The organism is Affinundibacterium seohonense (assembly GCF_014284305.1).
GTDB classification, from domain to species: Bacteria; Pseudomonadota; Gammaproteobacteria; order Burkholderiales; family Burkholderiaceae_D; genus Undibacterium; species Undibacterium seohonense.
This window is the reverse complement of sequence record NZ_JACOFW010000003.1, coordinates 44403-68740: the sequence shown is the minus strand read 5'-3', so window position 1 is coordinate 68740 and position 24338 is coordinate 44403. Positions and strand designations below refer to the sequence as shown.

Sequence of the window (24338 nt, the reverse complement as noted above, 5' to 3'; positions counted from 1 at the left end):
CGCAAATAAGTATATTATGTGTGGCATGAGATAGCAATTTAATTTTTGTCTTCTATTTACTTTTGATTTATTCCGAAATTTAGGGGAGTCACCACCATGACACTGTTGTCGACAAATTATCTACGTAAGCCTGCCGTGTTGTTCATGCTGATTCTTGCCACTTTCTCGCAAACTCAGGCGTTAGCACAAAAGCCTGCAGTAAACCTAGCATCGACGAATGTCGCTGCCAACTCAGGTTTAAAGTCCGTTGCGGTGAGAGCTGTGAACGGCGATAGCAATTTAAGTGTTGATGGCGTGGTTGAGGCAGTCAGAAATACTGTGATCTCGGCACAGATTGCCGGTGCGATTGTGCAGTTGCCAGTGCAAGCGGGCGATGTGGTAAAAGCGGGTCAATTGCTGGTGCGCATGGATGCACGTGCAGCACAACAAGAATTCAATGCGAGCAAAGCCCAAGTCGATGCAGCTAAATCGAATCTTGCGGTTGCAGAGAAAGATTACGAACGTCAAAAATTGTTGTTCGAAAAAAATTACATTAGCCAAGCGCAATTGGATCGCGCTTTAGCGCAATTCAAGTCTGCCAGCGCGCAAGCGAATTCACAAATTGCCCAAGCTGGCGCGGTGCAAACGCAATCTGGCTTTTATACCATCAATGCGCCATATAACGGCATCGTGTCCGAAATGCCATCCGCAGTCGGTGAAATGGTGATGCCAGGTAAACCAATTATGACCGTGTATGACCCTAAGGAACTACGCGTGATTGTCACCGTGCCGCAAGCACGTATCAGTCAATTGAAAGCTGAACAAAATCTGCAAATCGAGTTTCCATCTTTGCCAGCAGCGCAGCGCTTTGTTAAACCTAGAAAAATGACGATCCTGCCTTTGTCCGATGCAGCTACGCATACGGTACAAGTGCGCTTTGATCTGCCAGCAGATGTGCAGGCAGTCAATCCCGGCTTATTTGCGCGTGTCAATTTATCTTTGAATGCTGATTCGACTACTGCGAAAGGTGCGAGCGTCAATCGTTTGTATGTGCCACGCAGCGCGGTTATTCGTCGTGCTGAATTACATGCTGTGTATGTGATCAACGCGCAAGGAAAGCCGATCTTGCGTCAAGTGAAACCTGGTCCGATGCTACTCAACGAACAAGAAATTCTTAGTGGTGTCGCGGCAGGTGAAATGATCGCCATCGATCCTTTAGCGGCAGCAAACGCTAGCAAACCAGTAAGCCAATAAACGAATCAGCACCTACCTCAACAAGAAGGAGCGAACATGTCTGACAACGATATGATCAAAGCGAAAACAATGGGCGTATCTGGCAGGATTGCTGCATTTTTTCAAGCATCGCAAATTACGCCTCTGTTGGCGTTGGTCGCCTTTTTACTAGGGCTGTTTGCAGTCATGGTGACACCACGCGAAGAAGAGCCGCAGATTAATGTCACGATGGCGAATGTGCTGATTCCATTTCCAGGAGCATCAGTGAAAGATGTTGAGCAGATGGTGGCGATTCCTGCTGAGCAGGTCTTGAGTCAGATTGCCGATGTCGAACATGTGATGTCTGTCGCACGTCCCGGTATTGCCATTATCACTGTGCAGTTTAAAGTGGGTGTGCCACGTACTGAAGCTTTGGTGCGTTTGTATAACACCATTCACAGCAATCGCGATTGGCTACCCGCAAATCTCGGTACGCTCGAGCCTTTAGTGAAACCGAAAGGCATCGATGATGTGCCTATCGTTTCTTTAACTCTGTGGAGTAAGAATACCGAAACTGGCGCAGCCGCTTTGGAACGTGTCGCGCATAGCATTGAGGCAGATATCAAGCGCGTGCCAGGAACACGTGAAGTGGTCAGCATAGGCGGACCCGGACGTGCGATTAACATTGAACTTGATCCAACTAAGTTAGCTGCAAATGATTTGACCGTGATGGATTTGCAAGGCGCTTTGCGTGCAGCAAATTTGGGTCTGCCTAGTGGCGAATTGAGCGCCGGTAATCAAAGCGTTGCAATTGAAGCGGGCCCATTTTTGCGTGATGCGCAAAGCGTTGGTGAGTTAGTCGTTGCCGTGAAAAACAAACGTCCTATTTTCTTGCAAGACGTCGCAAAGATTGAAGATGGTGCATTGCCAGCGAGTCAATACGTTTGGCACGGTACTGCTGGTAAAGATGCCGCGGAGTATCCAGCGATCACCATCGCGATTACGAAAAAGCCAGGTCAAAATGCCGTTGAAGTGGCAAATACTGTCATCAGCCGCGTCGAGACATTGAAGAATGCAGTAATCCCTGCTGATGTCGAAGTGTCTGTCAGTCGTAACTATGGTCAAACGGCAGATGATAAAGCGAAAAAGCTTATCCAAAAACTGTTGTTTGCGACCTTGTCCGTTGTCGCATTAGTCTTCATCGCACTTGGTCGTCGTGAAGCCGCCATCGTTGGTACGGCGGTGATTTTGACTTTGACAGTAACCTTGTTCGCCTCTTGGGCTTGGGGCTTTACGCTCAATCGTGTTTCACTTTTCGCTTTGATTTTCTCTATCGGCATTTTGGTCGATGATGCGATTGTGGTGGTGGAAAACATCCATCGCCATCAAGCCTTATTCCCACATAAAACGCTGACAGAAATTATTCCAGGTGCAGTGGATGAAGTCGGTGGGCCAACGATTTTGGCGACATTTACGGTCATTGCCGCTTTATTGCCGATGGCATTCGTCAGTGGTTTGATGGGTCCATACATGAGCCCAATCCCGATTAACGCAAGTATGGGGATGTTGTTGTCATTGGCGATCGCTTTTGTCGTAACGCCTTGGTTAGCACGTATCTGTATGAAAGAAGGTCATCATGCGCACGATGGTTTGGCGAGCAAATTGGAGCCAACTTTCCGCAAGATATTTAAGCCATTTTTGGACGACAAAACCGGCAGCAAGAATCGTAAAAAGCTCGGTCTTGGTGTGGCTGGTTTGATTGCTTTATCTGTTGCCTTGCCTGTGATTGGATGGGTGCAATTGAAGATGCTGCCTTTTGATAATAAGTCTGAATTTCAAGTGATCGTCGATATGCCTGCGGGCACGCCAGCCGAAAAAACGGCAGCGGTCTTGCGTGAACTCGGCAATTATTTGCAGACGGTTCCTGAAGTTAGTGACTATCAAGCGTATGCAGGTACGGCCGCGCCGATTAATTTCAACGGTTTAGTACGTCAATACTATTTGCGTTCAGGTGGCGAGGTCGGTGATATTCAAGTCAATCTTGTCGATAAAAGTCATCGCTCCGATAAGAGTCATGTGATCGCAACCCGTGTTCGTCCTCAATTACAAGCTTTGGCGAAAAAGTTAGATCCAGAAGCCAATGTGAAAGTCGTCGAAGTCCCACCTGGTCCACCTGTTTTGGCACCGATCGTTGCAGAAATTTATGGTCCTAGCGATGAAGAGCGCCGTCAGGTCGCTAAGCAAGTACGCGCCGTGTTTGAAAAATCCGAGGGCATTGTTGATGTGGATGACAGCAGTATTTTGCATGCGCCGCGCAAGTTGTTGATCGTCGATAGAAAGAAAGCTGCGCAGCTAGGGATCGCACAGTCCAGCATCGTGATGACTTTGCGTGCAGGCTTAGCGGGTGATTCTGCTGCTTACCTGCATGATGAAAGCAAATATCCAGTCGCAGCGAATTTGCACTTGCCAATTAGCGAGCAGGGTAGTCTCGATACCTTGTTGTCCTTAGGTGTAAAGAATGCCCAAGGCGGCATTGTGCCGATTCGCGAACTTGTGACTGTGACAGACACTTTGCGCGAACAACCTCTGTATCACAAAGATGGTTTGCCAGTGAATTTTGTGGTTGCGGATATGGCAGGTAAAGTTGATAGCCCGCTGTACGGCATGTTTGCCATGCGTAGTGAAATCGCGAAGATCGTGACCCCAGGTGGCGGTAAGTTAGAGGAGTTTTTCATTAGCGCACCACAAGATCCTTATCGCGGCTTTAGTTTGAAATGGGATGGCGAATGGCAAGTCACGTATGAAACTTTCCGTGACATGGGTGCGGCTTATGCGGTTGGCTTGATTTTGATTTATCTGTTGGTGGTTGCGCAGTTTGGTTCTTATTTGACGCCGCTCATCATCATGGCACCAATTCCACTGACGATTATTGGTGTGATGCCAGGACATGCGATTTTGGGTGCGCAATATACGGCAACGAGCATGATAGGCATGATCGCCTTAGCGGGGATTATTGTGCGCAATTCCATTTTGTTAGTCGACTTTATTCATGTGCAAATTGCCGAAGGTATGGCGTTTAAAGAAGCCGTGGTGAGCTCGGCAATTACACGCGCACAACCGATTGCATTAACTGGATTGGCAGCGATGATGGGTGCTTTCTTTATTCTCGATGATCCTATCTTTAATGGTTTAGCGATCTCATTGATCTTCGGTATTTTTGTCTCGACTTTGTTGACCTTGGTCGTGATTCCTTTGCTGTACTTCATGGCGTATCGCAAGAAACATGAAGCAGGGATTTCGGAAGTGGCTTCAGATGTCGTAGCAGAGCAAGTTTAATTTTTTACGTTGTTATATTGAGGAGAAATAACATGACTTCATGGCAAATGGTTCGCGTAGTAGCAGGTACATTTATTTTGTTGAGCTTGGCTTTAGGTATTCCTGGTAGCCCGATTTTTATGAATCAATGGTTCTTGGCATTCACTGCTTTTGTTGGTGTCAATATTTTGCAGAGCGGGATCACTAAGTGGTGTTTGATGGAAACGATCATGCGTAAGTTGGGATTGAAGGCTGGCGATTAAATCGCACATCACTTTGACGGTTGAGAAGTATAGGGCGGGTTGCAACCCACCATCGAGTTTGCAAGTTGGAGAATTGATAGGAGCCAAACCATGTATTTAGTTTGTCCCAGTTGCACAGCAACGAATCGGATTCCGAATGAACGTTTGCGTGATGAGCCGGTTTGCGGTAAGTGCGGTCATGCATTGATGGCTGCACATCCCGTGGCGATTAGCGAGCAGGCTTTGCCGAAGTTTTTATCGCAGACGGAATTGCCCGTCTTGATCGACTTTTGGGCGGCGTGGTGTGGTCCTTGTCGGGCGATGGCGCCGCAGTTTGAACAGGCAGCGCAGATGGCACCGGATATTCGTTTTATTAAAGTCGATAGCGATGCCGCACCGCTCGCTAGTCAACGTTATGGGATACGTAGCATTCCAACTTTGTTGTTGGTTAAAGGCGGGCAGGAGATTGCGCGTCAAAGTGGTGTGATGCCAGCCGCACAGATCGTGGCTTGGGCCAAGCAGTATTTATAAGGGATGTTGTAGATGCGGTAGTTTTTGATACTCAATCAATCTTAGGAGTAGTAGACATGGCACATATTATTGTTCTCGGTGCAGGTACAGGTGGTATGCCTGCGGCCTACGAATTGCGTGAAAAACTGGGTAATGCACATCGCATTACGGTGATTAACGCAGTCGACTATTTTCAATTTGTGCCGTCGAATCCTTGGGTTGCTGTGGGTTGGCGACAACGCGAAGCCATTACCTTCGAGATTCGTCCTTATTTGGAAAAGAAGGGCATCAATTTCATCGCGCAAGCTGTGACGGCTTTAATGCCAGAGACAAATTCGCTGACCTTAGCGGATGGAAGTACGGTCAATTATGATTACTTAGTGATCACAACGGGCCCCAAGTTGGCCTTTGACGAAGTGCCCGGCGCAGGGCCAGTGAATGGCTTTACGCAATCAATTTGTTCGATCGATCATGCAGAACATGCCTATGCTGCTTATCAAAAATTCTTAGATGATCCGGGCCCTGCAATTATTGGCGCGATGCCTAGTGCCTCGTGTTTTGGCCCTGCCTACGAATTCGCTTTTATCTTCAGTACGGATTTGAAACGACGTAAATTGCGCAATAAAGTCCCGATCACTTACGTGACTAGTGAGCCTTATATTGGACATTTAGGCTTGGGTGGTGTTGGCGATTCAAAATCGATGTTGGAGAGTGAATTTCGCAATAATGACATCAAATGGATTTGCAACGCGAAAACCACGCGGGTTGAAGATGGCAAGATGTTTGTCAGTGAAATGGACGACATGGGCAATCTCAAAAAAGAACACGAGCTGCCATTTAAGTACAGCATGATGTTGCCATCCTTCCGTGGTGTCGATCCGATAGCTGCCGTCGAAGGTCTCTGTAATCCACGCGGTTTTGTGCTGGTTGATGATCATCAACGCAGCAAAAAATATCCGAATATCTATTCAGCTGGTGTCTGTATTGCGATTCCGCCAGTTGAAGTTACACCCGTTCCAACTGGAGCGCCGAAAACTGGTTACATGATAGAAACCATGATCACCGCCATCGTTCACAATATTGAAGCTGATCTGAAAGGTGAGCCGGCAACCGCGAAAGGTAGTTGGAATGCGATCTGTTTGGCGGATATGGGCGATACCGGTGCCGCTTTCGTCGCCTTACCGCAAATGCCACCGCGTAATGTGAACTGGTTTAAAAAAGGTAAGTGGGTACACTACGCTAAGATCGCATTTGAAAAATACTTCATTCGCAAGATGAAAACCGGTAACTCAGAACCCATCTATGAAAAGTATGTATTGAAAATGCTTGGGATAGAGCGTTTAGACAAATAAAGCTGTTCAACAACGTATTATCAACACTTTTCGATCCCTCAAACTTCGTTGGCTTTGAGGGATTTTTTTCGCTTGAAAACTAGACTTCTTTCGATTTCTCGATAAAGAGGCATGCTTTCCTTAATCACTTAGTGCGAACTAGCTTGTTAGTAAATGTTATTTTGCAAGTTTGAACTAATTGTTAGAAAATTGCTCCAAAGCCGCTAAGCTAATGCTGTAAGTCATTGCATCATAGCTCAACACCCGGTCTGCAATTCACAACAAAAAGGAATCCCATGTCCCTTAAAAAAATCGCTCAAGCGGTCAGCCTCGCGTTTTGTATTTCACTTAGTGCTGCACCTGTTTATTCGGCTTATGCAGCAACGCCCCAATCGGTTATTCCTGCACATGCTCGTGCCGACAAGATCAGTGCACCAGCATCGGTTTTAGGATTTGAGTTGGGTGAGTGGCATGCGCGTCCTGAGCAACTAACTTCCTACTATCAATTATTGGCAAGCCAATCGCCACGTGTCAAAGTGCGTGTAGTTGGTTATTCGCACGAGCGCCGTCCGATTTTGAATGTGATTATCACGAGCGAAAAAAATCATCAACGCTTGAGCGAGATTGAAGCAGCACGTGGACGTGGCGAAAGCGATACACCTTTGGTCGTCTATCTTGGCTACAGCGTACACGGCAATGAACCTAGTGGAGCAAACGCCGCACCAGCGGTGGCATGGCACCTCGCAAGTTCAATGGATAAATCCGTCAACGAGATGTTAGAGCGCACCGTGGTTGTGATCGATCCTATGCTGAATCCCGATGGCTTAGCGCGTTTTGCGAACTGGGCGAATAGCAATCGTGGTCAGACTTTGGTCAGCGATCCAAATACGCTAGAGCATCGTGAAGGCTGGCCAAGTGGTCGCGGTAATCATTATTGGTTTGATCTCAATCGTGATTGGTTATGGTTGCAACATCCAGAATCCCGCGCACACGTTGCGACATTCCAAACATGGCGTCCGCATGTGTTCGGTGATTTTCATGAACAAGGCACAGATGCAACCTATTTCTTCCAACCCGGCGTGCCAACCCGCACCCATCCTTTGACACCGGCGAATAATCAAACCTTGACCGAGGCGATTGCAAAGTTTCATGCGCAGGCCTTGGATGCACGCGGTGAGTTGTATTTCAGCCGCGAAGCTTTTGACGATTTTTACTACGGTAAAGGGTCGACCTATCCAGACTTGCAAGGCAGTGTTGGTATTTTGTTTGAACAAGCTAGTTCACGTGGTCATATTCAGGATTCACGCAATGGCTTACTGAAATTTGATCACACGATTGCGAATCAGATTACGACTTCGTTCAGCACAATTCAAGCTGCAGATGCGATTCGCGATCAATTGATTGCGCATCAAAAGAACTTCTATGACGAAGCAAAGAAAATGGCGCAAGCCGATCCCAATCGCGCGATGTTGTTTGCCGCTGAAAATAATCCAGCCCGCTTACGCGATTTTTCGAATCTGTTGAAACAACATGGTATCGCCGTGCATCAAGTTAAAGGCAGCGTCACCATCAATGGTCAACGTTATGACGCACGTAATGCGATCGCGGTTCCACTTAATCAGCGTCAAAGCCGTCTGTTAGAAGGGATTACCGAATTGCGTACGCAGTTTAAGGACAATACCTTTTACGATGTCTCTGCGTGGAGTGTGACCAAAGCGTATGACTTGGCAAGTGCCAAAAGCGCGGGTGATGTGATTGGCGAGCCAGTACAGGATTTGCCGAAGGCAAGTTTGAAAGCAGAGTCGAATATTGCTTACGCTTTTTCATGGGTCAATGATGATGCTGCGCCTTTGCTCGCGGAATTAAGTCAGACTGGTTTGCGCTTACGTACGGTAACTAAGCCGATGCGCGTACAGACGACAGATGGTACTAAGGACTTGGGTATCGGCAGTATCGTTATTCCAGTCGCGATGCAAAACACGTCAGCTGCGAATGTCGCAGAAATTATCCGTAAAGCGACGGCAAATCATAGCGTTGAAGTGTTTGCATTAAGTTCGGGCGCAGGTGGTACAGGCGTTGATTTAGGTAGCGCGAGTTTGAAAACGGTAGAACGTCCGCGCGTGGCAGTGTTAACTGGTCAAGGTTTGGATTCAACTTCAGTAGGTGAATTGTGGCATTGGATTGATACGCACCTTCGCTTGCCAGCAACCATGCTCAGCACTGATCGTTTAGCCGCTACACAATTAGAACGCTATACGCATATTGTGATGAGTGATGGTACGTATCGCTTGTCAGATGAAGCAAATAAAAATATCGAGCGTTTTGTTAAGCAGGGCGGTGTCATCATTGGCGTTGAGGGTGCATTGAATTGGGCGAGCAGCCAATCCTATTTGCAAACGAAGTTAGTTAAAGGCGATGCAGGCAAAAAATCGGATGCCGATAAGGCAGAAGATAAGAAAGCCAAGGAAGGACGTTTAGCCTATAAAGACCAAGATGCAAACGCTGCCAAAGATTTGGTTGCAGGCGTGATCTTCGAAACGGAGATTGATCGCAGTCATCCCATCGCTGCCGGTATTCCTCGCGACATCTTGCCCGTATTCCGCGGCCAAGCCGATGTGTATAAGTTAGAAGGCGATCGTTATGGTACCGTCGCTGCCTACACTAGCTCACCAGTATTGAGCGGATATGCGTCTCCAGAAAATGCCAAACGGATTGCTGGATCTGCAGCGATCACAGCTCAACGCGTCGGTAGTGGTAGTGTGATTTTGGCGAGTGCTGCTTTAGGCTTTAGAAGTGGCTGGTTAGGCAGCCGCCGTATTTTAGAAAATGCTTTGTTCTTTGGTAAAGCGTTTGAAAAAGCACGCGCGGAAGGCGATGAAGCACATGAAGCGCATTAAGATGCTAGTTGTTGCAAACGATTAGCGTTTAGGTGGCAGGGCGGGTTGTACCCGCCCTTTTTTTATGCCCAAGCGGAGTTGATAATTCCGCCCCCCAAACAGACATCGCCGTCATACAAGACCGCAGATTGTCCCGGCGTCACTGCCCACTGCGCTTCATCAAAATGCAATTGAAATAGCTCATTATTGCCGCTAAAACGACATGCCATATCTGGTTGACGGTAGCGGGTTTTTGCGGATAGCTTTTCTAAATTGGGTGCATGACCCGCAACCCAACTGACTTGCGCAGCTTCGAGCGCATTAGAGAGTAGCCAAGGATGATCATGTCCTTGTACCGCATACACGCGATTGTTTTCTACGTCTTTACGTGCAACATACCAGGCATCACTGCTCCCATCGGAATTTTGATGCGACTTGATGCCGCCTATACCTATGCCTTTGCGTTGGCCTAAAGTATAAAAACTTAGACCGACATGTTTACCGATAATCTCTTCTTCCGGTGTACGAATTTCGCCCGGCGCGTAGGATAAATAGCGGTTTAAAAATTCACGGAAAGGGCGCTCACCGATAAAACAAATGCCGGTCGAATCCTTCTTTTTTGCGTTCGGCAAATTGATTTGCTCTGCAATTTTACGTACTTCAGTTTTATTGATTTCGCCGAGTGGAAATAACGTGTTCTTGAGTTGTGCTTGATTCAATCGATGCAGAAAATAACTCTGATCCTTGCTGGCGTCGAGTGCCTTTAATAACTGAAATTCGCCATTCACCTCACGCACACGAGCATAGTGCCCCGTCGCAATGTAGTCCGCGCCTAGCTTCATCGCGTGATCCAAGAAGGCTTTGAATTTGATCTCTGCATTACACAGCACGTCAGGATTCGGCGTACGCCCAGCTTGATATTCGCGTAAAAATTCAGCGAACACGCGGTCTTTGTATTCACTGGCGAAGTTGACCGTTTCGATATCAACGCCCACCACGTCGGCAACACTCACCGCATCGATTAAATCTTCGCGGGTTGAGCAATATTCAGAATTGTCATCATCTTCCCAATTCTTCATAAATAGGCCGATTACCTCGTAACCTTGTTCTTTTAAGAGCCAGGCAGAGACCGAAGAATCTACACCACCGGACATACCGATGACTACGCGTTTTTTACTCATGAATATTCCTGCTAATTTTTATACTGTATATATTTGTATGTTTCGACATCTGCATGTGCCTAGCTAACTTACGCTATCTTGGTTTGGGTTTCCTCTCCCGCAAGCGGGAGAGGGCTAGGGTGAGGGCGGTTCAAATGAAAAGAAACGTCTGAAAACTCTTCTAACTTACTTGTTAACTGACCTAAACACTCATCACACTAGGATGCGTATACATCAAATCCAAAGGTGCTCTTTGTCCCGCCAAATAATCCTGTAAACATTGCAAAATCAATGGACTCCGATGCATTTCTTGACACGCCAAGATTTCCTCGTAAGTCATCCACAATGCGCGCAAAATACCGTGATCCAAAGGCCGATCGTATTGCGCGACCACTTTGCCACAAAAAGCAAATCGCAAATACGTCACTTCTTTACCTGAATTCGGTGAAATGAATTTCGACATGTACGTACCGACCAAAGCCTCGGGCACAAATTCATGCGCGGTTTCTTCCATGGTTTCACGAATCACCGCTTGCACTAAGCTTTCATTTGGATCGAGATGACCTGCTGCTTGATTGAGACGTACGCCATCGGGTGTTGTCTCTTCTATCATCAAAAATTCTAATCGTTCCCCGTTTTGACGCGGAACGATGGCAGCGACAGTGACTGAAGGTTTCCAAATGTCTGACATAAGTTGGGATCTTGAGTAGTGAGGAAAAAGCGTAAAAACGAATTAGGGTGGCATTTTACCTCGCCAGTCCTTAATTCACCCGCGACTGCTCCCGATTTACGATTCGAATTTACTAATAAAGATTCTGTCTATAAGAAAATCCATCAAACTAGTTGTTATTTTTAAAATGAATGTGAAAGTCTAAAAAGACTGGCCTTCGCACATGAATTCCTTCGCCAAGCCTTACGCCATCTGTGTTTAGCCTTACGTCTGTGGAGTTTAAGCTGGTGGGAAGTCGCTTTGTCGAGGCAGAGTGGTATTCATACAGTGGTAGTTTAAGGTGCGTATCCTGTGCCAGTATGGTGCGTTTTTCGTGTAATATCGTTGTCGAATATCAAATGTATGATCTCCCTGCAGTTCAAATTAGTATGAGTGTCCGCAGTAATTTGTAAAACCGCTTCAAATAATCCGAGTAATTGGTCTGGGCTTTTATCAAAAGTCAGGATATCTGCGTAACATGAAATACCTGAAGTAACCACTTTTGCCATTGAACCTAACGGTATCAAAAATAAAAAGGAGTATCTTTATGAAAATCGGCATTCCCGCCGAAACACGGTCGGGCGAGACGCGCGTTGCGGCGACCCCAGAAACAATTAAGAAATATGTGAGCGCCAAGCATGAAGTCGTTGTGCAGGCCGGAGCTGGTATTGCTTCATCGATTACTGATGAAGCCTACCAAGCGGCAGGTGCGACCATTGTTAATGCGGCAGATGCGTTTGCGGCAGATTTGATTCTAAAGGTGCGTGCACCGTCTGCGGAAGAGCGTGGACTAATCAAATCCGGTGCAGTGATCGTCGGCATGCTCAATCCCTTTGATGCCGAGAATATCGCGGCGATGGCAGCGCATGGCATTACTGCTTTTTCTTTGGAAGCAGCGCCACGTATTACACGTGCGCAATCACTTGACGTCTTGTCTTCACAAGCGAACATCGCGGGCTACAAGGCCGTCATGCTGGCAGCGAATACTTACCAACGATTTATGCCGATGTTAATGACCGCGGCAGGTACCGTGAAAGCGGCACGCGTCTTGATCATGGGTGTGGGCGTGGCTGGTTTGCAAGCGATTGCGACGGCAAAGCGTTTGGGTGCAGTGATTGAGGCTTCTGACGTACGTCCACCTGTGAAAGAACAGGTCGAATCCTTAGGCGCGAAGTTTATTGACGTGCCGTATGAAACCGATGAAGAGCGTGAGATCGCCAAAGGCGTCGGTGGCTATGCTCGTCCTATGCCAGCCGCATGGATGGCACGTCAAGCTGCCTTGGTACATGAACGCGCCAAGCAAGCGGACATTATCATTACCACAGCGTTGATTCCAGGTCGCAAAGCGCCAATCCTGATTTCTGAAGAAACAGTCAAAGCGATGAAACCGGGTTCGGTGATTGTCGATATGGCGGTTGAGCAAGGCGGTAACTGTCCTTTGTCAGAGCTGAATAAAACCGTTACGAAATATGGCGTACACATCATCGGTGAACCGAATTTGGCGACACTGGTGGCGGCAGATGCATCCGCGCTATATTCACGCAATATTCTCGATTTCCTAAAATTGATCATCGATAAAGATGCGAATCTGGCGATCAATAAAGAAGATGAAATCGTCGTCGCGACCATGATGTGTTCTGGTGGCGAAGTGTTGAAGAAATAAATTTGAAAACGATGAAAAACATTTGAATCGCAGAGGCGCAGAGGACGCAGAGTTTGATAAAGAGAAATCTCTGCGCTCTCTGCGCCTCTGCGGCGAAAAAAGGATTTAATCCGGTTTTATCATCAGTTGTAGTAAGTAAGTTTTAAATAGAAGTTTTGAGGAAATTATGCAAAGAAATATGTTACGCGCCAAGATTCATCGCGTTTCTGTGACCCAATGTGACTTGAACTATGAAGGTTCATGCGGCATCGACGAGGATTTGCTCGACGCTGCTGACATTAAAGAACATGAACGGATTGAACTCTACAACATCAATAACGGCGAGCGTTTTGCAACTTACGCGATTAAAGGACAACGCGGAAGCGGTGAGATCTCCCTGAATGGTGCTGCAGCACGACGCGTACAGCTTGGTGACCTGATGATTATTTGTACCTACGCACCGATGGACGATGAAGTCGCAGCGAACTTCAAACCCAAGGTCGTGTTCGTTGATGCAAAGAACAAGATCACTAGCTTAAAAGAATATTGATTTGCAGAGATTTTCAAACGTGATGGAAGTAAAGAATAGCTGAAGCTTAATGCTGCTCGTTTAAGCACGAAACTTTGAGGCGTCATCCCTGCGTAGGCAGGGATCCAGTGTCTTTTGACTTTTACGCCGCTGGATTCTCGCCTTCGCGGGAATGACATTGAAGCTAAAGTGAACCTGAACAGCATTACAACTGAAGTCCCTTTTAACGTAAATAAAGAGAGAACGTCATGGATGTAGTAAGTCATACACTCACTAATTTGATCATTTTTGTACTGGCAATTTATGTCGGTTACCACGTGGTCTGGACCGTAACACCTGCATTGCACACACCTCTGATGGCAGTGACCAATGCGATCTCCGCCATCATCATCGTTGGTGCGATGTTGGCAGCAGGCTTGACCGAAGGTGTCCTCGCGCAAGTGATGGGTACGCTGGCAGTCGCGTTGGCTGCGGTCAATGTCTTTGGTGGCTTCTTAGTCACGCAAAGGATGCTAGAGATGTTTAAGAAAAAAGAGCCTAAAGCCAAAGTCGAACAGAAGGAGGCACAATAATGAGTATGAATCTCGTGACGATGCTTTATCTGATCGCATCGGTTTGTTTTATTCAAGCGCTCAAAGGTTTATCTCATCCATCGACTGCACGCAAGGGTAATACCTTCGGCATGATCGGTATGGCGATTGCCGCTTTCACGACAGTTGCTCTGATTGTTAAGTTGAAAAACGAAGCTGGCGGCGCTGGTCTCGGTTACGGTTTAGTGATACTCGGTATCGTGGTTGGTGGCGGTATCGGTGCAACTTTAGCGAAACGTGTAGAAATGACCAAGATGCCAGAGCTGGTAGCAGCGATGCACTCATTGATCGGTTTAGCTGCTGTATGTATCGCGGTAGCGGTGGTTTCTGAACCTTGGATTTTCCGCATTGTTACAGATCGTTCATTCGCGATCCCATTTGGCAACCGCGTAGAACTATTTATCGGTACCTTCGTCGGTGCGATTACCTTCTCAGGCTCGGTAATCGCTTTCGGTAAATTGTCTGGTAAATACAAGTTCCGTTTATTCCAAGGTGCTCCAGTGAGTTTTGCTGGTCAACACATGTTGAACTTGGTTTTGGCTATTGCGATGGTCGGTTTGGGCCTGGTATTCTGTTTTGATGGTGGCGTGGCTCCAGCTTGGACACCATTCATCCTGATGACTGTCATTGCATTTGTGTTGGGTGTACTCATCATCATCCCTATTGGCGGTGCAGATATGCCAGTGGTAGTGTCGATGTTGAATAGTTATTCAGGTTGGGCAGCTGCGGGTATTGGCTTCTCACTCAATAACTCCATGTTGATTATTGCCGGTTCCCTAGTCGGTTCGTCTGGTGCGATTCTTTCTTACATCATGTGTAAGGCGATGAACCGTTCCTTCTTCAACGTGATCTTGGGCGGCTTCGGTGGCGCTCCAGCAGAAGCAGCCGCTGGCGGTGGTGCACAACGCACAGTCAAATCGGGTTCCCCTGATGACGTCGCTTTCTTGTTGGGTAATGCCGAAACGGTCATCATCGTTCCAGGGTATGGCTTAGCGGTAGCACGTGCTCAGCATGCTTTGAAAGAATTGACGGAAAAGCTCACGCACAAAGGTATCACGGTAAAGTACGCAATTCATCCAGTGGCAGGGCGTATGCCTGGTCACATGAACGTCTTATTGGCGGAAGCAGAAGTGCCGTATGACCAAGTGTTTGAGATGGAAGACATCAATAGCGAATTTGGTCAAGCCGATGTGGTCTTGGTTCTCGGTGCGAATGACGTTGTGAATCCGGCCGCTAAAGATCCAAAATCACCTATCGCTGGTATGCCGATTCTTGAGGCCTACAAAGCCAAAACGATTATCGTTAATAAGCGTTCTATGGCGTCTGGTTATGCTGGTTTGGATAATGAGTTGTTTTACATGGATAAGACCATGATGGTGTTTGGGGATGCTAAGAAGGTGATTGAGGATATGGTTAAAGCGGTGGAGTAATACGCTTTTCTGTGTTTTGATTGCTTGTGAAAAAGCCCGCAAGATCTTTGGATTTTGCGGGCTTTTTTTGTGTTTCGGTGTTGCGTGTTTGTCGTTACGTTTGCTGTCGCTTTGAGTTCTGTAGGTCGGGGGTGGCCCGACAGCCAGTTACCTTTTTTGCTTCGCCAAAAAAGGTAACCCAAAAAAGGCGACCACGCTGCCACTGCCCTTCGGGTTCCCAATTGTGCAAGTCAAAAATGGGGAGAGTCAGAAACTCGCTACGCTCAAACATCTGACTCTCTTTTTCCCATTTCTGCCTTGCACAATTGGCAGTGTCAGAAGTGGATGAACGTCAAAAACAAAGTCAAAAACAACGTCAAAATCAAAACCAAAACCAACACAATTGGTAACGACGGTCTTTCAATTTTCTATTTGCAGTTATGGGTCGTTGTTTTTGATTTTTGTTTTTGATTTACCCCCGTTTGAGACGATGTAATTTGTGCTTTACAGAAAATGGATAAGAAAGTGTTGTTGTCTGAGCCGAAGGCGAGTTTCAACACTTTCCCATTTTTTGTGATGCACAAATTATGCTGAAGCGAAGCGTAAGCACCCCGAAGGGGCGAGTCTACGGTCGCCTTTTTTGGATTACCTTTTTTGGCGAAGCAAAAAAGGTAATTGGCTGTCGGGCCACACCCGACCAACAGAAGCTTGAGCAAACGAAAAGGTCGAATCTGAACGATCGCAAACACGCATCAATTTACATCAAAAACTTCCCAACCTAAGTTCCCGTAGGTGCGATTAGCGCAGCGTAATCGCACGCATGCAATAGGTCAATCTCTACCATCAAGACTAATTTCTCCATCACCACACCAATTCAAAGGATAAATTCCTCGTTCAACATCACGATGAAAAGTCGAATAAGGCCAATCACAAACACGGGACACCAAGCCATGCTTCAGAGGATTCACATGCACATAATCGACATGTCTTTGATAATCCAATTCATCACGAATTAAATGTTCCCAATAATGACGTTGCCAGATCCCGCGTTCGCCATGTGCCTTACGTGCTGGCGATAGGGATTCGGTTTTGGGTAAGGCACGAGAGAATCCACTTTTGATCAAGCGCCAACGCAGGCTAAAATCGCTATCACCTTCTGGTAGCGAAAACACACAATGCATGTGTTCAGGTAGAACGACCCAAGCATCGATGTGAAATGGATACTTAGCGCGAACGGTTTTGACAACTTGTCTCAATAAATCGATTTCGCGAATTAACAAATCGTTGTTATACCTTTGCAGGCAATTGACTGTGAAAAACCATGTGCCACCTGGAATAAAGGCTCTTCGATAGTTGGACATACTTTATTTGTTGTAAAGTGTATTCGTCGATTGTCATGCGTGCGATTACGCTTTGCTAATCGCACCTACTTGTTAAGAGAGTCAGATTATGGCGAACTTTCAGGTTTGAAATCGTTAACTGGATCCAATTGAGGTTTACATCAAAAACTTCCCAACCTTAGCCTTCAAAATCGTAATCAACACCGGATCCATAAACGCATATTCATCCGGAATATCCAAACAAATAATCCGCTTATTATTGAGATAGCGTCTAAATTTCTGCGACAACTTATTGCGATGCGCTTTCTCCATCACGAAGATGATCGTCGCCCAGGCGATTTGTTCTGAGGAGAGTGGCGTGGTGGCGTCGTTGCCCAAACCAGCAGAGTCTGTTTCGACATCAGGCCATGATGCGAAAATTTGTTCTGCAGTCGGGCTGCGAAGTCGGTTTTGGGTGCATATGAAGAGGGCGCGTTTCATTTTGGCGAGCGCATAATTTTTAGTTGCTCTTGCAGCCAAATCTTACTTTCGGTGGCTGGCATGTTTCCACATTTAACTAGATACGCCTTCCCGCTCGAACTGCTAAGCGATGCCGCTTGGGTAATAAAATCTTCTGTGCTCTTGATCATGTTTTTGTTTTCGAAATAAGCCAATTTTTTTGTGAGATGTACTTTTGCCTCAACACCTGAATACCAAGTGCCATTGCGATTGAATTGGCAGTTTGCAGCTTGGAGTTTTTGGAACAGAGTCTCAATTTCTGCACGAGTCTCTTGCGGGGCTTGGCTTGCTGAACTGCTTGTGGCTATGAGTGCTAAAAGCAAAGAGAGGAGAATATTTTTCAATTTTATCGCCAGACGTTTGGGTTTTGATTGTGTGAATAAAGGTCAGTCTTGTTTTGCAAAACAGGGGTGTTTTGTCATGCAACCAGCATCCGTAATTGAATAACATTGCCCTCAGGGTCGTGGCCGTCACAAGCACGAATTCCTTGAAACACCCATTCGTGTTCTATGGCCTTGATTGCTCCGCCAAATGCCTTTGCAGTGGCACGCGCGGCGGCGATATCGCTTACTGGTAAACAAAGCTTGAAATAGGAATCCTCACGCACGGTAATGTGACTTGTCGCAATGATCGGCGGTGACTCGCTTTGCATAGCGTGCAAAATGAGTTCGAAACCATCGATACCCAAGACCGCATAGGCGCTGTCCTGGTGTCTTATTGCCATGTTCGCGACATTACTATAAAAGGCAGTAAGTTTGGCGACATCATCGACGAAGAGTACCAAGCACGTTGGAGGTAAATTGGACATAGTGAGCTTGTTCCTATCTTTGTGGTGTGTTGCACTATATGGCGCTGTTGAGAGAATACATCAATGAAACTTCAAATCGCTTTCGCCCAAACCCCAGACGAAAGCGATCAGACTTATTGCGTCGTTATTTCCGCGTCTTCATACCAAATGCCATATTGATCACCTTGCCAACTCAAAAAATAAAATAAGTAGGCGGTTGCCAACATGATTAAGCCACCAGCTAAAGCCGCTTCATTGAAAAAACCAAGTAAACAAAAACTAAAGCCAGTGAGGTGAGACATGATTTCTATCCTCTTGGACGTTTGTCGCTTAGGGCGCAAATTGAGAAAATGTAAGGCAAACCAACACTTTAGCCAAAAAGGCAGGTTTTGCCAGTTGCCGGATTTTTTGTCCATCATAAATTGCTCCTGATTTAAGGTTGAAATATCGACTTCAAGCACTGACGCTAGGCATTTAAGAGACTCGACACTCGGCTTATGTCCGCTTTCTATCCGCTGTATGGTTCTGACGCTTAAACCAGACATTTGTGCTAACTGATCTTGGGAGAGATGACGACTAAGCCGTAATTGTTTGAGAATCATTTTTTACTCCAACGAAAGTGAACCATGAGTATTCATTGATTCTCTGTTTGACGGTGACGAATTGCTGCCGACATTCAGCCGACAATGAGCTGACAGTGAGGCGCTATCTGGTTTTTGTAAGCATCGCAGGGAAAACCGTTTGATGGCATGGCTCGATGTTCAAACCTGAGCTTCACACAGTTTTGTTTTCCACATACTGTCTAAAATTATTCAAGATCGCTTGCCAACCGGCACGTTGCATCTCTGCACTATGTTCACCCTCTGCATCGAACGTTTCTGTGATGTCGACAACGCCATTGTTGTCTTTGAACACCACGCTGACCGTGCGTTGATCGCCTAAGGAATATTCGATTAATTGATAGTCGATAATGTTGGTGTAAGTGCCTTCGAAATCGAAGCCCATGCTGCCATCTTTGGCTTCCATACGACTGGTGAATTTGCCGCCGATGCGTAAATCATTCGTACTGCTAGGCGTATGCCAGTCTTGGTTAGCTGCATTCCATTGCATGATGTCGGCAGGTGTTGTCCACGCGTCCCAGCATTTGTTAAGGGTGGATTTGACGGTGGTGTGAATAGTGATTTTCATAATTATCCTGATCGGGTGGGCGAAAAGTTGCATCAGCAAGTTATCAGTAAAGTATAGATTTATCAAACACATTTGCATGGTGGCATAACGTCATTGGTTGTGAAAAACTACATTTATTATGGTTATTAACCTTCATTGGTTTCTGGTTGATTACCACCAACTTCGTCGCAGATAGAATTAATTTACTGTCATTTTCGTTGTTTTTTTCTCAGATATCTTTTAAATATTTTGTAAATATATTTAAATGTCGACGCATGTCAGGAATGTATTCTTAGTTGCTTTTCAATGGGAGTGGTCATTGGCAAAAAAACATTGAGAGTATTTCATGTCATGAGACAGTTTCAGATTGAAGCTGAAAACGACAGAACATTAAGGAGTTATCTTGAAAAAACGAGTCAAAGTAAAAACCATCGTGGTGGCGCTAGCCCTGTCATTTGGTGCACAGTCATCAGGTTGGGCACAAGATGCGGTTAAAGCAAATGCGGATGAAAAATCCAGTTCGCAACGCGTTGTTGTGACTGGATCCAATGTGAAACGCATCGATGCTGAAACAGCTGCACCACTGCAAATCATCACCAAAAACGACATTATGCAAAGCGGTGCTGTGACGGTGAAAGACATTTTGGAGTTGTCGACGTCGAATGATAAGAGTGCGATTTCAGATTTGAGCGGTGCTAATTCTTGGGCAAGTGGTGCTTCAGGTGTTTCCTTGCGCAATTTGGGAGTGAGTGCGACATTGGTGCTGATCAATGGACGCCGTTTGCCTAGCTTCGGTTTTGCCGATGGTTTGCAAAATACCTTTGTGAACGTGGATGCGATTCCCGCTTCTGCAGTCGAACGCGTGGAGATTTTACGTGATGGTGCTTCAGCGATTTATGGTTCCTCGGCAATTGCTGGTGTGGTCAACATCATCACGCGTAAAGATTTTACAGGTGTGCAGGTGAGCGCTAGTAAGCAGCAGTCGGTGAGCAATCGTCAGATAAATAATCAGAGCTTTGCCAACGTCACCGCCGGTATCGGTGATATCGATAAAGATGGCTATAACTTATTCGCTAGTTTGGATTTGTATAAACGTGGTTCTTATAAAGATGATTTTGTGAATCGTCGTTTGCCGGAATGGTATTTGAAGCTCAATCCTGCGCGAGATACTGGCAAGATCGATTCATTATCGACGGGCGCTTTCCCTGGTAATTACACAGGACGCTATCCTAGCAACTATACAGATCCTAAGTTAGCGGGAACGCGCATCAGTAAGTCTATGCCAGGCTGCGCTACAGAAAATTTGATTGATGGTTTGTGCCGTTACAATTATTGGAAAGATAGTGATGCCATGCCTGGTGCCGAGCGTGCTGCCTTCTATTCCATGGCAAATTTTAAGATCTCTGAGGACATGTCAGCATGGGCGGAGATTCAATTAGCCGATACCAAATCGACATACAACACCTCAATTCCCCGCAGTAATGTCACTGGTTCGAGCTTATCTTGGTACGACTCGATTAAAGGCGAATTGCAGTATTTTGTGGATCCGACTTTACCTGTTGGACATCCAAACAATCCCTATTCATTTCCGATTGGGCTGAATTATCGTTTTGCCGATCATCCTGATATGTTTAAGAATGTCGGCGGTTCACAACAATACCGGGCAGTTGCCGGTTTGCTTGGCAAAACCGCTGGCTGGGAGTGGGATGCCGCGATCGGTTACATGGGCGGACGCGCCCATCAACGACAACAACTGTATCGCGATCGTTATGAATACGAGAAGGCAATTACCAGTGGTGAGTATAAATTCGGACAGCAAAATCCACGGGCTTTATTAGACAAAATGTTCCCAGTGATGGGCTCGGATGGTAAGTCGAGTGAGTCGTGGGTAGATTTTAAAGCTAGCAAAGACATGATGAACTTGGCTGGTGGTCCTATGACTTTGGTGCTAGGTGCCGATGTACGTCACGAAACTTTCTTGCACAAGAGTATGGACAATATTCTGCAAGCACGTATTGTTCAGTTTAGCGGTGTATCGATTGATGGTTCACGCAATGTCAGTGCAGCATTTGCTGAATTGAATGCACCGATTACTAAAAAGCTAGAATTGGATTTTGCGCTACGAGCAGATAAATCAGGTCCAACGAATTTAGAGATTATTCCGAAAGCCAACGCGAGCTATTTGGTGTCCGATCAATTGAAAATTCGCGGCACGATGTCTCGTGGTTATCGTGCCCCTAGTTTGCCAGAAACCGGCAATGGCGGTGCATCGTGGTTCACTAGCGGTGACGATCCTAAACGCTGCGACATGGCGAATAAGATATATGATGCCTTGATGTTGGGCGATGCGACTGACCGCTCCAATGCCTTGACTGCTTACTATTCTGGGTGTGAAACAGGGTTTCCATCGACTGTCACCCCGAATCCAAAGCTAGAGCCGGAACGCTCTCGTATATATAGTTTAGGTTTTGTGCTGCAACCGACGAAAGACACTGCAGTCACTTTGGACTATTGGAATGTGTCACGTTTCAATGAAATCGCTGTACGTGGTTCGGATTACATTTTGGCGCATGAAGACACAACGACGGGTTTAGTTGTACGTGGTGCTCTATCACCTCAGGATATCGAGTTTGGTCAACGCGCAAGTCAGCTCGCTGGCGTACCGCTAGGCTTTAAAGTGGGGCCGGTACAAGGCGTACGTGATCAATATTCCAACGTTACAAAAACCAAGATGTCAGGTGTCGATTTGGGTATTCGTAGTCAATGGAACTTAGGTGAATATGGCCGTTTGACTACGAATTTAGAATCAACGATACAGATTGATACGCTGTGGTATGACACAGACAAGCAACGCTTTAGCGACAATTATGTAGGATATCGTTACTACCCACGTGTGGTTAGTAACGTGAGTGCAAATTGGTCTAAGAGCGTGTGGAGCGCTGGTGCACGTGGTTATTTCCAAAGTGAGCGTAAGTTAGCTTGGGGTGCCGACGATACTGCTAACACCATAGAAGCCTGCGCTGAGCGTAAGGTCAGTGCCGAAGGATGTAAGATCGGCGCCGACTTTACGGTGGATATTTACGGCTCTTATTCGGGCTTTAAAGATTTGCGGATTGGCTTTAATTTGTTCAACCTAATGAATCGCAAAACACAGGTAGAAAATCGTGCTGGCAGTCCATTGCCATTACGCGGAACCTCTTTGAAATTGTGGGGCGAATATAAGTTTTGATATTAGTTCTGATCGATCTTTGATTTGAATAAAAGAAAAAGCCCGGCAGAATCTGAATCTATCGGGCTTTTTTATATCCTCAATCCATGACTAATGCAGATTAGTGAAACTGCCGTAATGATTGATTGTGACGAATACGTTGAACAATATTTTCAACAGTACCGGCTAGACTGCCGCCTTCACAAGCAAAATCCCAAGCAAGGCTACTGTGTTGTTTATTCACGCCGTCATTGCTGAAACTATCCCATTCATTGCGACGTGAATTCGACCAAGAGCCATCAGCACGCCCAAAGGCAAATAAGCGCTTTTGTTTGCTGTCGCAACGTAGGCCTTCATAGCTGACATTTTTTGCACCGGACCGACTAATAGAAACTAAGGTGTAACGCAAGCTGCCATCGGCGACGATGCTGATGGACTTGTGATCAATGAAGAAACTTTGATTGTCATTGCTGTAAAAACGCAATAAATTTTCGGTTGCTGGTGCGGCTGGTAAATTGACTGGGCTATCTACCCAAGGTTTGATAATTTTTTCATCATTCTCCTGAGCGTAGGAAATGATGGGTATCATCAGGAAAAAGCACAGACCGCAGCGGCGCAGCATTGCTTGCAGCTTGCATTGGGGAAGTCGGAGCGATGTGTGCAATTGCATGGTTAACCTTCTTTATTGGGGATCTCAATCTCAGATTTCTGTTCAGGCATTTTCGTCTCGATCGCGATGTTAACAGTGACTTCAACTGTGGTACTTACATCTAGTATTAATGGTGCAGACTTACTCATTTCAGAAGTGTTGGCCGTACCTGTTTTTTCTTCCAGATGCCTGCGTTTTTGATGAAAAGGCTTACGTTGTCCCTCAGGACGATTCAAGAATCGAGATAATTCTTGTAAAGCCATTTGATAGACACCACGCTTAAACTCGATCACCGTATCAAGCGGTACCCAATAGTCATGCCAGCGCCAAGCATCAAATTCAGGATGCGTGCTGGCACGCAAATTCACATCGCAATCACGCCCGACCATTCGTAGCAAAAACCAGATTTGTTTTTGCCCACGGTAATGACCACGAATTTCGCGTTTAATGAAATGATCCGGCACTTCATAGCGCAGCCAATCACGGGTACGACCCAAGATTTTGACATGTTCGGGAAGTAAGCCAGTTTCTTCTTCTAGTTCGCGGAACATTGCTTGTTCCGGCGATTCGCCGTATTTAATGCCGCCTTGTGGAAACTGCCAAGAATGCTCGCGCACCCGCTTGCCCCACCAGACTTCATTATTGGCGTTCAGCATAATAATGCCTACGTTAGGCCTAAAGCCTTCACGATCCAACATGGTATAACCCCAATTATTTCTTGGGAATTCATTTACTATCGTTCAGGCTTGCCGGCGACAAATTTTTTCTATTTACGAAAAATAAGCCGCACCAAAAAATTCCAGCACTGATTGATATCAGCGAGAATTTATGTATCCCTAAACGAATTGTTAATTATTCCCAAACGTGGTCAGGGCTCATTCTTTATTTTTGACTGGCGAAATTTTTGACACTGGGAACTCAGGACTTGTAGAAAATACCGATAAAAATCTGAGTTTGAGCGAGAAAAATGCAATTAAGCAGTCGAAACCATCATCAAAAATGCAAAGAGTGAGCGCATGAGCCAGCATATCCTTTAAAATTGAGGTGATTATAACCTAGGACTTCAACAAAAAAGTTCACGCGTTGTTGTTTCATAAATCATGGCGCTCCTTGTCAGAGTTAGGCCTGAATTTTGCTGCGCAATGCTGGCAACATTTTGATGTCATTCCAAACCTCCATTATTGA

At 46.2% G+C, this 24338-nt stretch carries 21 protein-coding genes; 11 read left to right on the top strand and 10 right to left on the bottom strand.

The genetic code is table 11. The features are described from left to right. The first annotated feature begins 96 nt into the window (after window positions 1–96). The 6 genes from H8K52_RS03895 (at window position 97) to H8K52_RS03870 (ending at window position 9486) form a co-directional block, all read left to right on the top strand. Window positions 97–1233 (top strand): efflux RND transporter periplasmic adaptor subunit, encoded by a 1137-nt coding sequence (locus H8K52_RS03895; RefSeq protein ID WP_186921588.1) that lies wholly within the window; start codon window positions 97–99, stop codon window positions 1231–1233. Between the two features lie 36 nt (window positions 1234–1269). After that, window positions 1270–4527 carry an efflux RND transporter permease subunit gene (locus tag H8K52_RS03890; protein ID WP_246464260.1) on the top strand — a complete coding sequence of 1086 codons (3258 nt, stop codon included), beginning with the start codon at window positions 1270–1272 and terminating at the stop codon, window positions 4525–4527. Window positions 4528–4559: 32 nt separating this feature from the next. Continuing rightward, complete coding sequence (locus tag H8K52_RS03885; RefSeq protein ID WP_186921587.1) at window positions 4560–4769, top strand: YgaP family membrane protein; 210 nt, start codon at window positions 4560–4562, stop codon at window positions 4767–4769. Between the two features lie 90 nt (window positions 4770–4859). Further along, window positions 4860–5279, top strand: a complete 420-nt coding sequence (gene trxC / locus H8K52_RS03880) for a thioredoxin TrxC (protein WP_186921586.1) — start codon at window positions 4860–4862, stop codon at window positions 5277–5279. A gap of 56 nt (window positions 5280–5335) precedes the next feature. Then, a complete protein-coding gene (locus tag H8K52_RS03875; RefSeq protein ID WP_186921585.1) occupies window positions 5336–6610 on the top strand; it encodes an NAD(P)/FAD-dependent oxidoreductase in 1275 nt (424 codons plus the stop codon). A gap of 275 nt (window positions 6611–6885) precedes the next feature. Further along, on the top strand, window positions 6886–9486 hold the full coding sequence (locus H8K52_RS03870; RefSeq protein ID WP_186921584.1) for a M14 metallopeptidase family protein: 2601 nt from the start codon (window positions 6886–6888) through the stop codon (window positions 9484–9486). A gap of 62 nt (window positions 9487–9548) precedes the next feature. Here the strand turns inward: H8K52_RS03870 and mnmA are convergent, their stop codons facing one another. Both mnmA and H8K52_RS03860 read right to left on the bottom strand, forming a co-directional pair. After that, window positions 9549–10646 (bottom strand): tRNA 2-thiouridine(34) synthase MnmA, encoded by a 1098-nt coding sequence (gene mnmA, locus H8K52_RS03865; RefSeq protein WP_186921583.1) that lies wholly within the window; start codon window positions 10644–10646, stop codon window positions 9549–9551. Window positions 10647–10827: 181 nt separating this feature from the next. After that, window positions 10828–11316 carry an NUDIX hydrolase gene (locus tag H8K52_RS03860; RefSeq protein WP_186921582.1) on the bottom strand — a complete coding sequence of 163 codons (489 nt, stop codon included), beginning with the start codon at window positions 11314–11316 and terminating at the stop codon, window positions 10828–10830. 565 nt (window positions 11317–11881) lie between these two features. Between H8K52_RS03860 and H8K52_RS03855 the strand changes: the two genes are divergently transcribed. The 4 genes from H8K52_RS03855 to H8K52_RS03840 all read left to right on the top strand — a co-directional run bounded on the left by H8K52_RS03855 (window position 11882) and on the right by H8K52_RS03840 (window position 15525). Continuing rightward, window positions 11882–12997 carry a Re/Si-specific NAD(P)(+) transhydrogenase subunit alpha gene (locus tag H8K52_RS03855; protein WP_186921581.1) on the top strand — a complete coding sequence of 372 codons (1116 nt, stop codon included), beginning with the start codon at window positions 11882–11884 and terminating at the stop codon, window positions 12995–12997. Window positions 12998–13163: 166 nt separating this feature from the next. Next, window positions 13164–13526: an aspartate 1-decarboxylase gene (panD, locus tag H8K52_RS03850; protein ID WP_186921580.1), complete on the top strand. Its 363-nt coding sequence runs from the start codon at window positions 13164–13166 to the stop codon at window positions 13524–13526. Between the two features lie 227 nt (window positions 13527–13753). Further along, the gene (locus tag H8K52_RS03845; protein WP_186921579.1) at window positions 13754–14077 is read left to right on the top strand and encodes an NAD(P) transhydrogenase subunit alpha part 2; all 324 of its coding nucleotides are present in this window, start codon (window positions 13754–13756) and stop codon (window positions 14075–14077) included. Next, window positions 14077–15525, top strand: coding sequence for an NAD(P)(+) transhydrogenase (Re/Si-specific) subunit beta (locus H8K52_RS03840; protein WP_186921578.1), 1449 nt, complete (start codon window positions 14077–14079; stop codon window positions 15523–15525). Before H8K52_RS03845 ends, H8K52_RS03840 begins: the two co-directional genes overlap by 1 nt. Before the next feature lie 809 nt (window positions 15526–16334). On the opposite strand, the gene H8K52_RS03835 is transcribed toward H8K52_RS03840, so the two are convergent. From H8K52_RS03835 to H8K52_RS03810, 6 genes are all read right to left on the bottom strand, one after another. Further along, complete coding sequence (locus tag H8K52_RS03835; protein ID WP_186921577.1) at window positions 16335–16865, bottom strand: REP-associated tyrosine transposase; 531 nt, start codon at window positions 16863–16865, stop codon at window positions 16335–16337. A 135-nt stretch (window positions 16866–17000) separates the two neighbouring features. Continuing rightward, window positions 17001–17324, bottom strand: coding sequence for a low molecular weight protein tyrosine phosphatase family protein (locus tag H8K52_RS03830; RefSeq protein WP_186921576.1), 324 nt, complete (start codon window positions 17322–17324; stop codon window positions 17001–17003). Next, the gene (locus H8K52_RS21945; RefSeq protein WP_425507523.1) at window positions 17321–17665 is read right to left on the bottom strand and encodes a DUF5329 family protein; all 345 of its coding nucleotides are present in this window, start codon (window positions 17663–17665) and stop codon (window positions 17321–17323) included. Before H8K52_RS21945 ends, H8K52_RS03830 begins: the two co-directional genes overlap by 4 nt. Window positions 17666–17760: 95 nt before the next feature. After that, entirely contained in the window at window positions 17761–18150 is a 390-nt protein-coding gene (locus tag H8K52_RS03820; RefSeq protein WP_186921574.1) for a VOC family protein, read from the bottom strand. Between the two features lie 113 nt (window positions 18151–18263). Beyond that, on the bottom strand, window positions 18264–18731 hold the full coding sequence (locus H8K52_RS03815) for a helix-turn-helix domain-containing protein (protein WP_186921573.1): 468 nt from the start codon (window positions 18729–18731) through the stop codon (window positions 18264–18266). Between the two features lie 172 nt (window positions 18732–18903). Then, window positions 18904–19317, bottom strand: a complete 414-nt coding sequence (locus H8K52_RS03810) for an SRPBCC family protein (protein WP_186921572.1) — start codon at window positions 19315–19317, stop codon at window positions 18904–18906. A 382-nt stretch (window positions 19318–19699) separates the two neighbouring features. On the opposite strand from H8K52_RS03810, the gene H8K52_RS03805 reads away from it, so the two are divergent. Then, window positions 19700–22525, top strand: coding sequence for a TonB-dependent receptor plug domain-containing protein (locus H8K52_RS03805; RefSeq protein ID WP_186921571.1), 2826 nt, complete (start codon window positions 19700–19702; stop codon window positions 22523–22525). A gap of 100 nt (window positions 22526–22625) precedes the next feature. Here H8K52_RS03805 and H8K52_RS03800 read toward each other — a convergent pair whose 3' ends face one another. Then, window positions 22626–23174 (bottom strand): CNP1-like family protein, encoded by a 549-nt coding sequence (locus H8K52_RS03800; protein ID WP_186921570.1) that lies wholly within the window; start codon window positions 23172–23174, stop codon window positions 22626–22628. 2 nt (window positions 23175–23176) lie between these two features. Next, on the bottom strand, window positions 23177–23851 hold the full coding sequence (locus H8K52_RS03795) for an RNA pyrophosphohydrolase (RefSeq protein WP_246464258.1): 675 nt from the start codon (window positions 23849–23851) through the stop codon (window positions 23177–23179). Window positions 23852–24338: the final 487 nt, after the last annotated feature.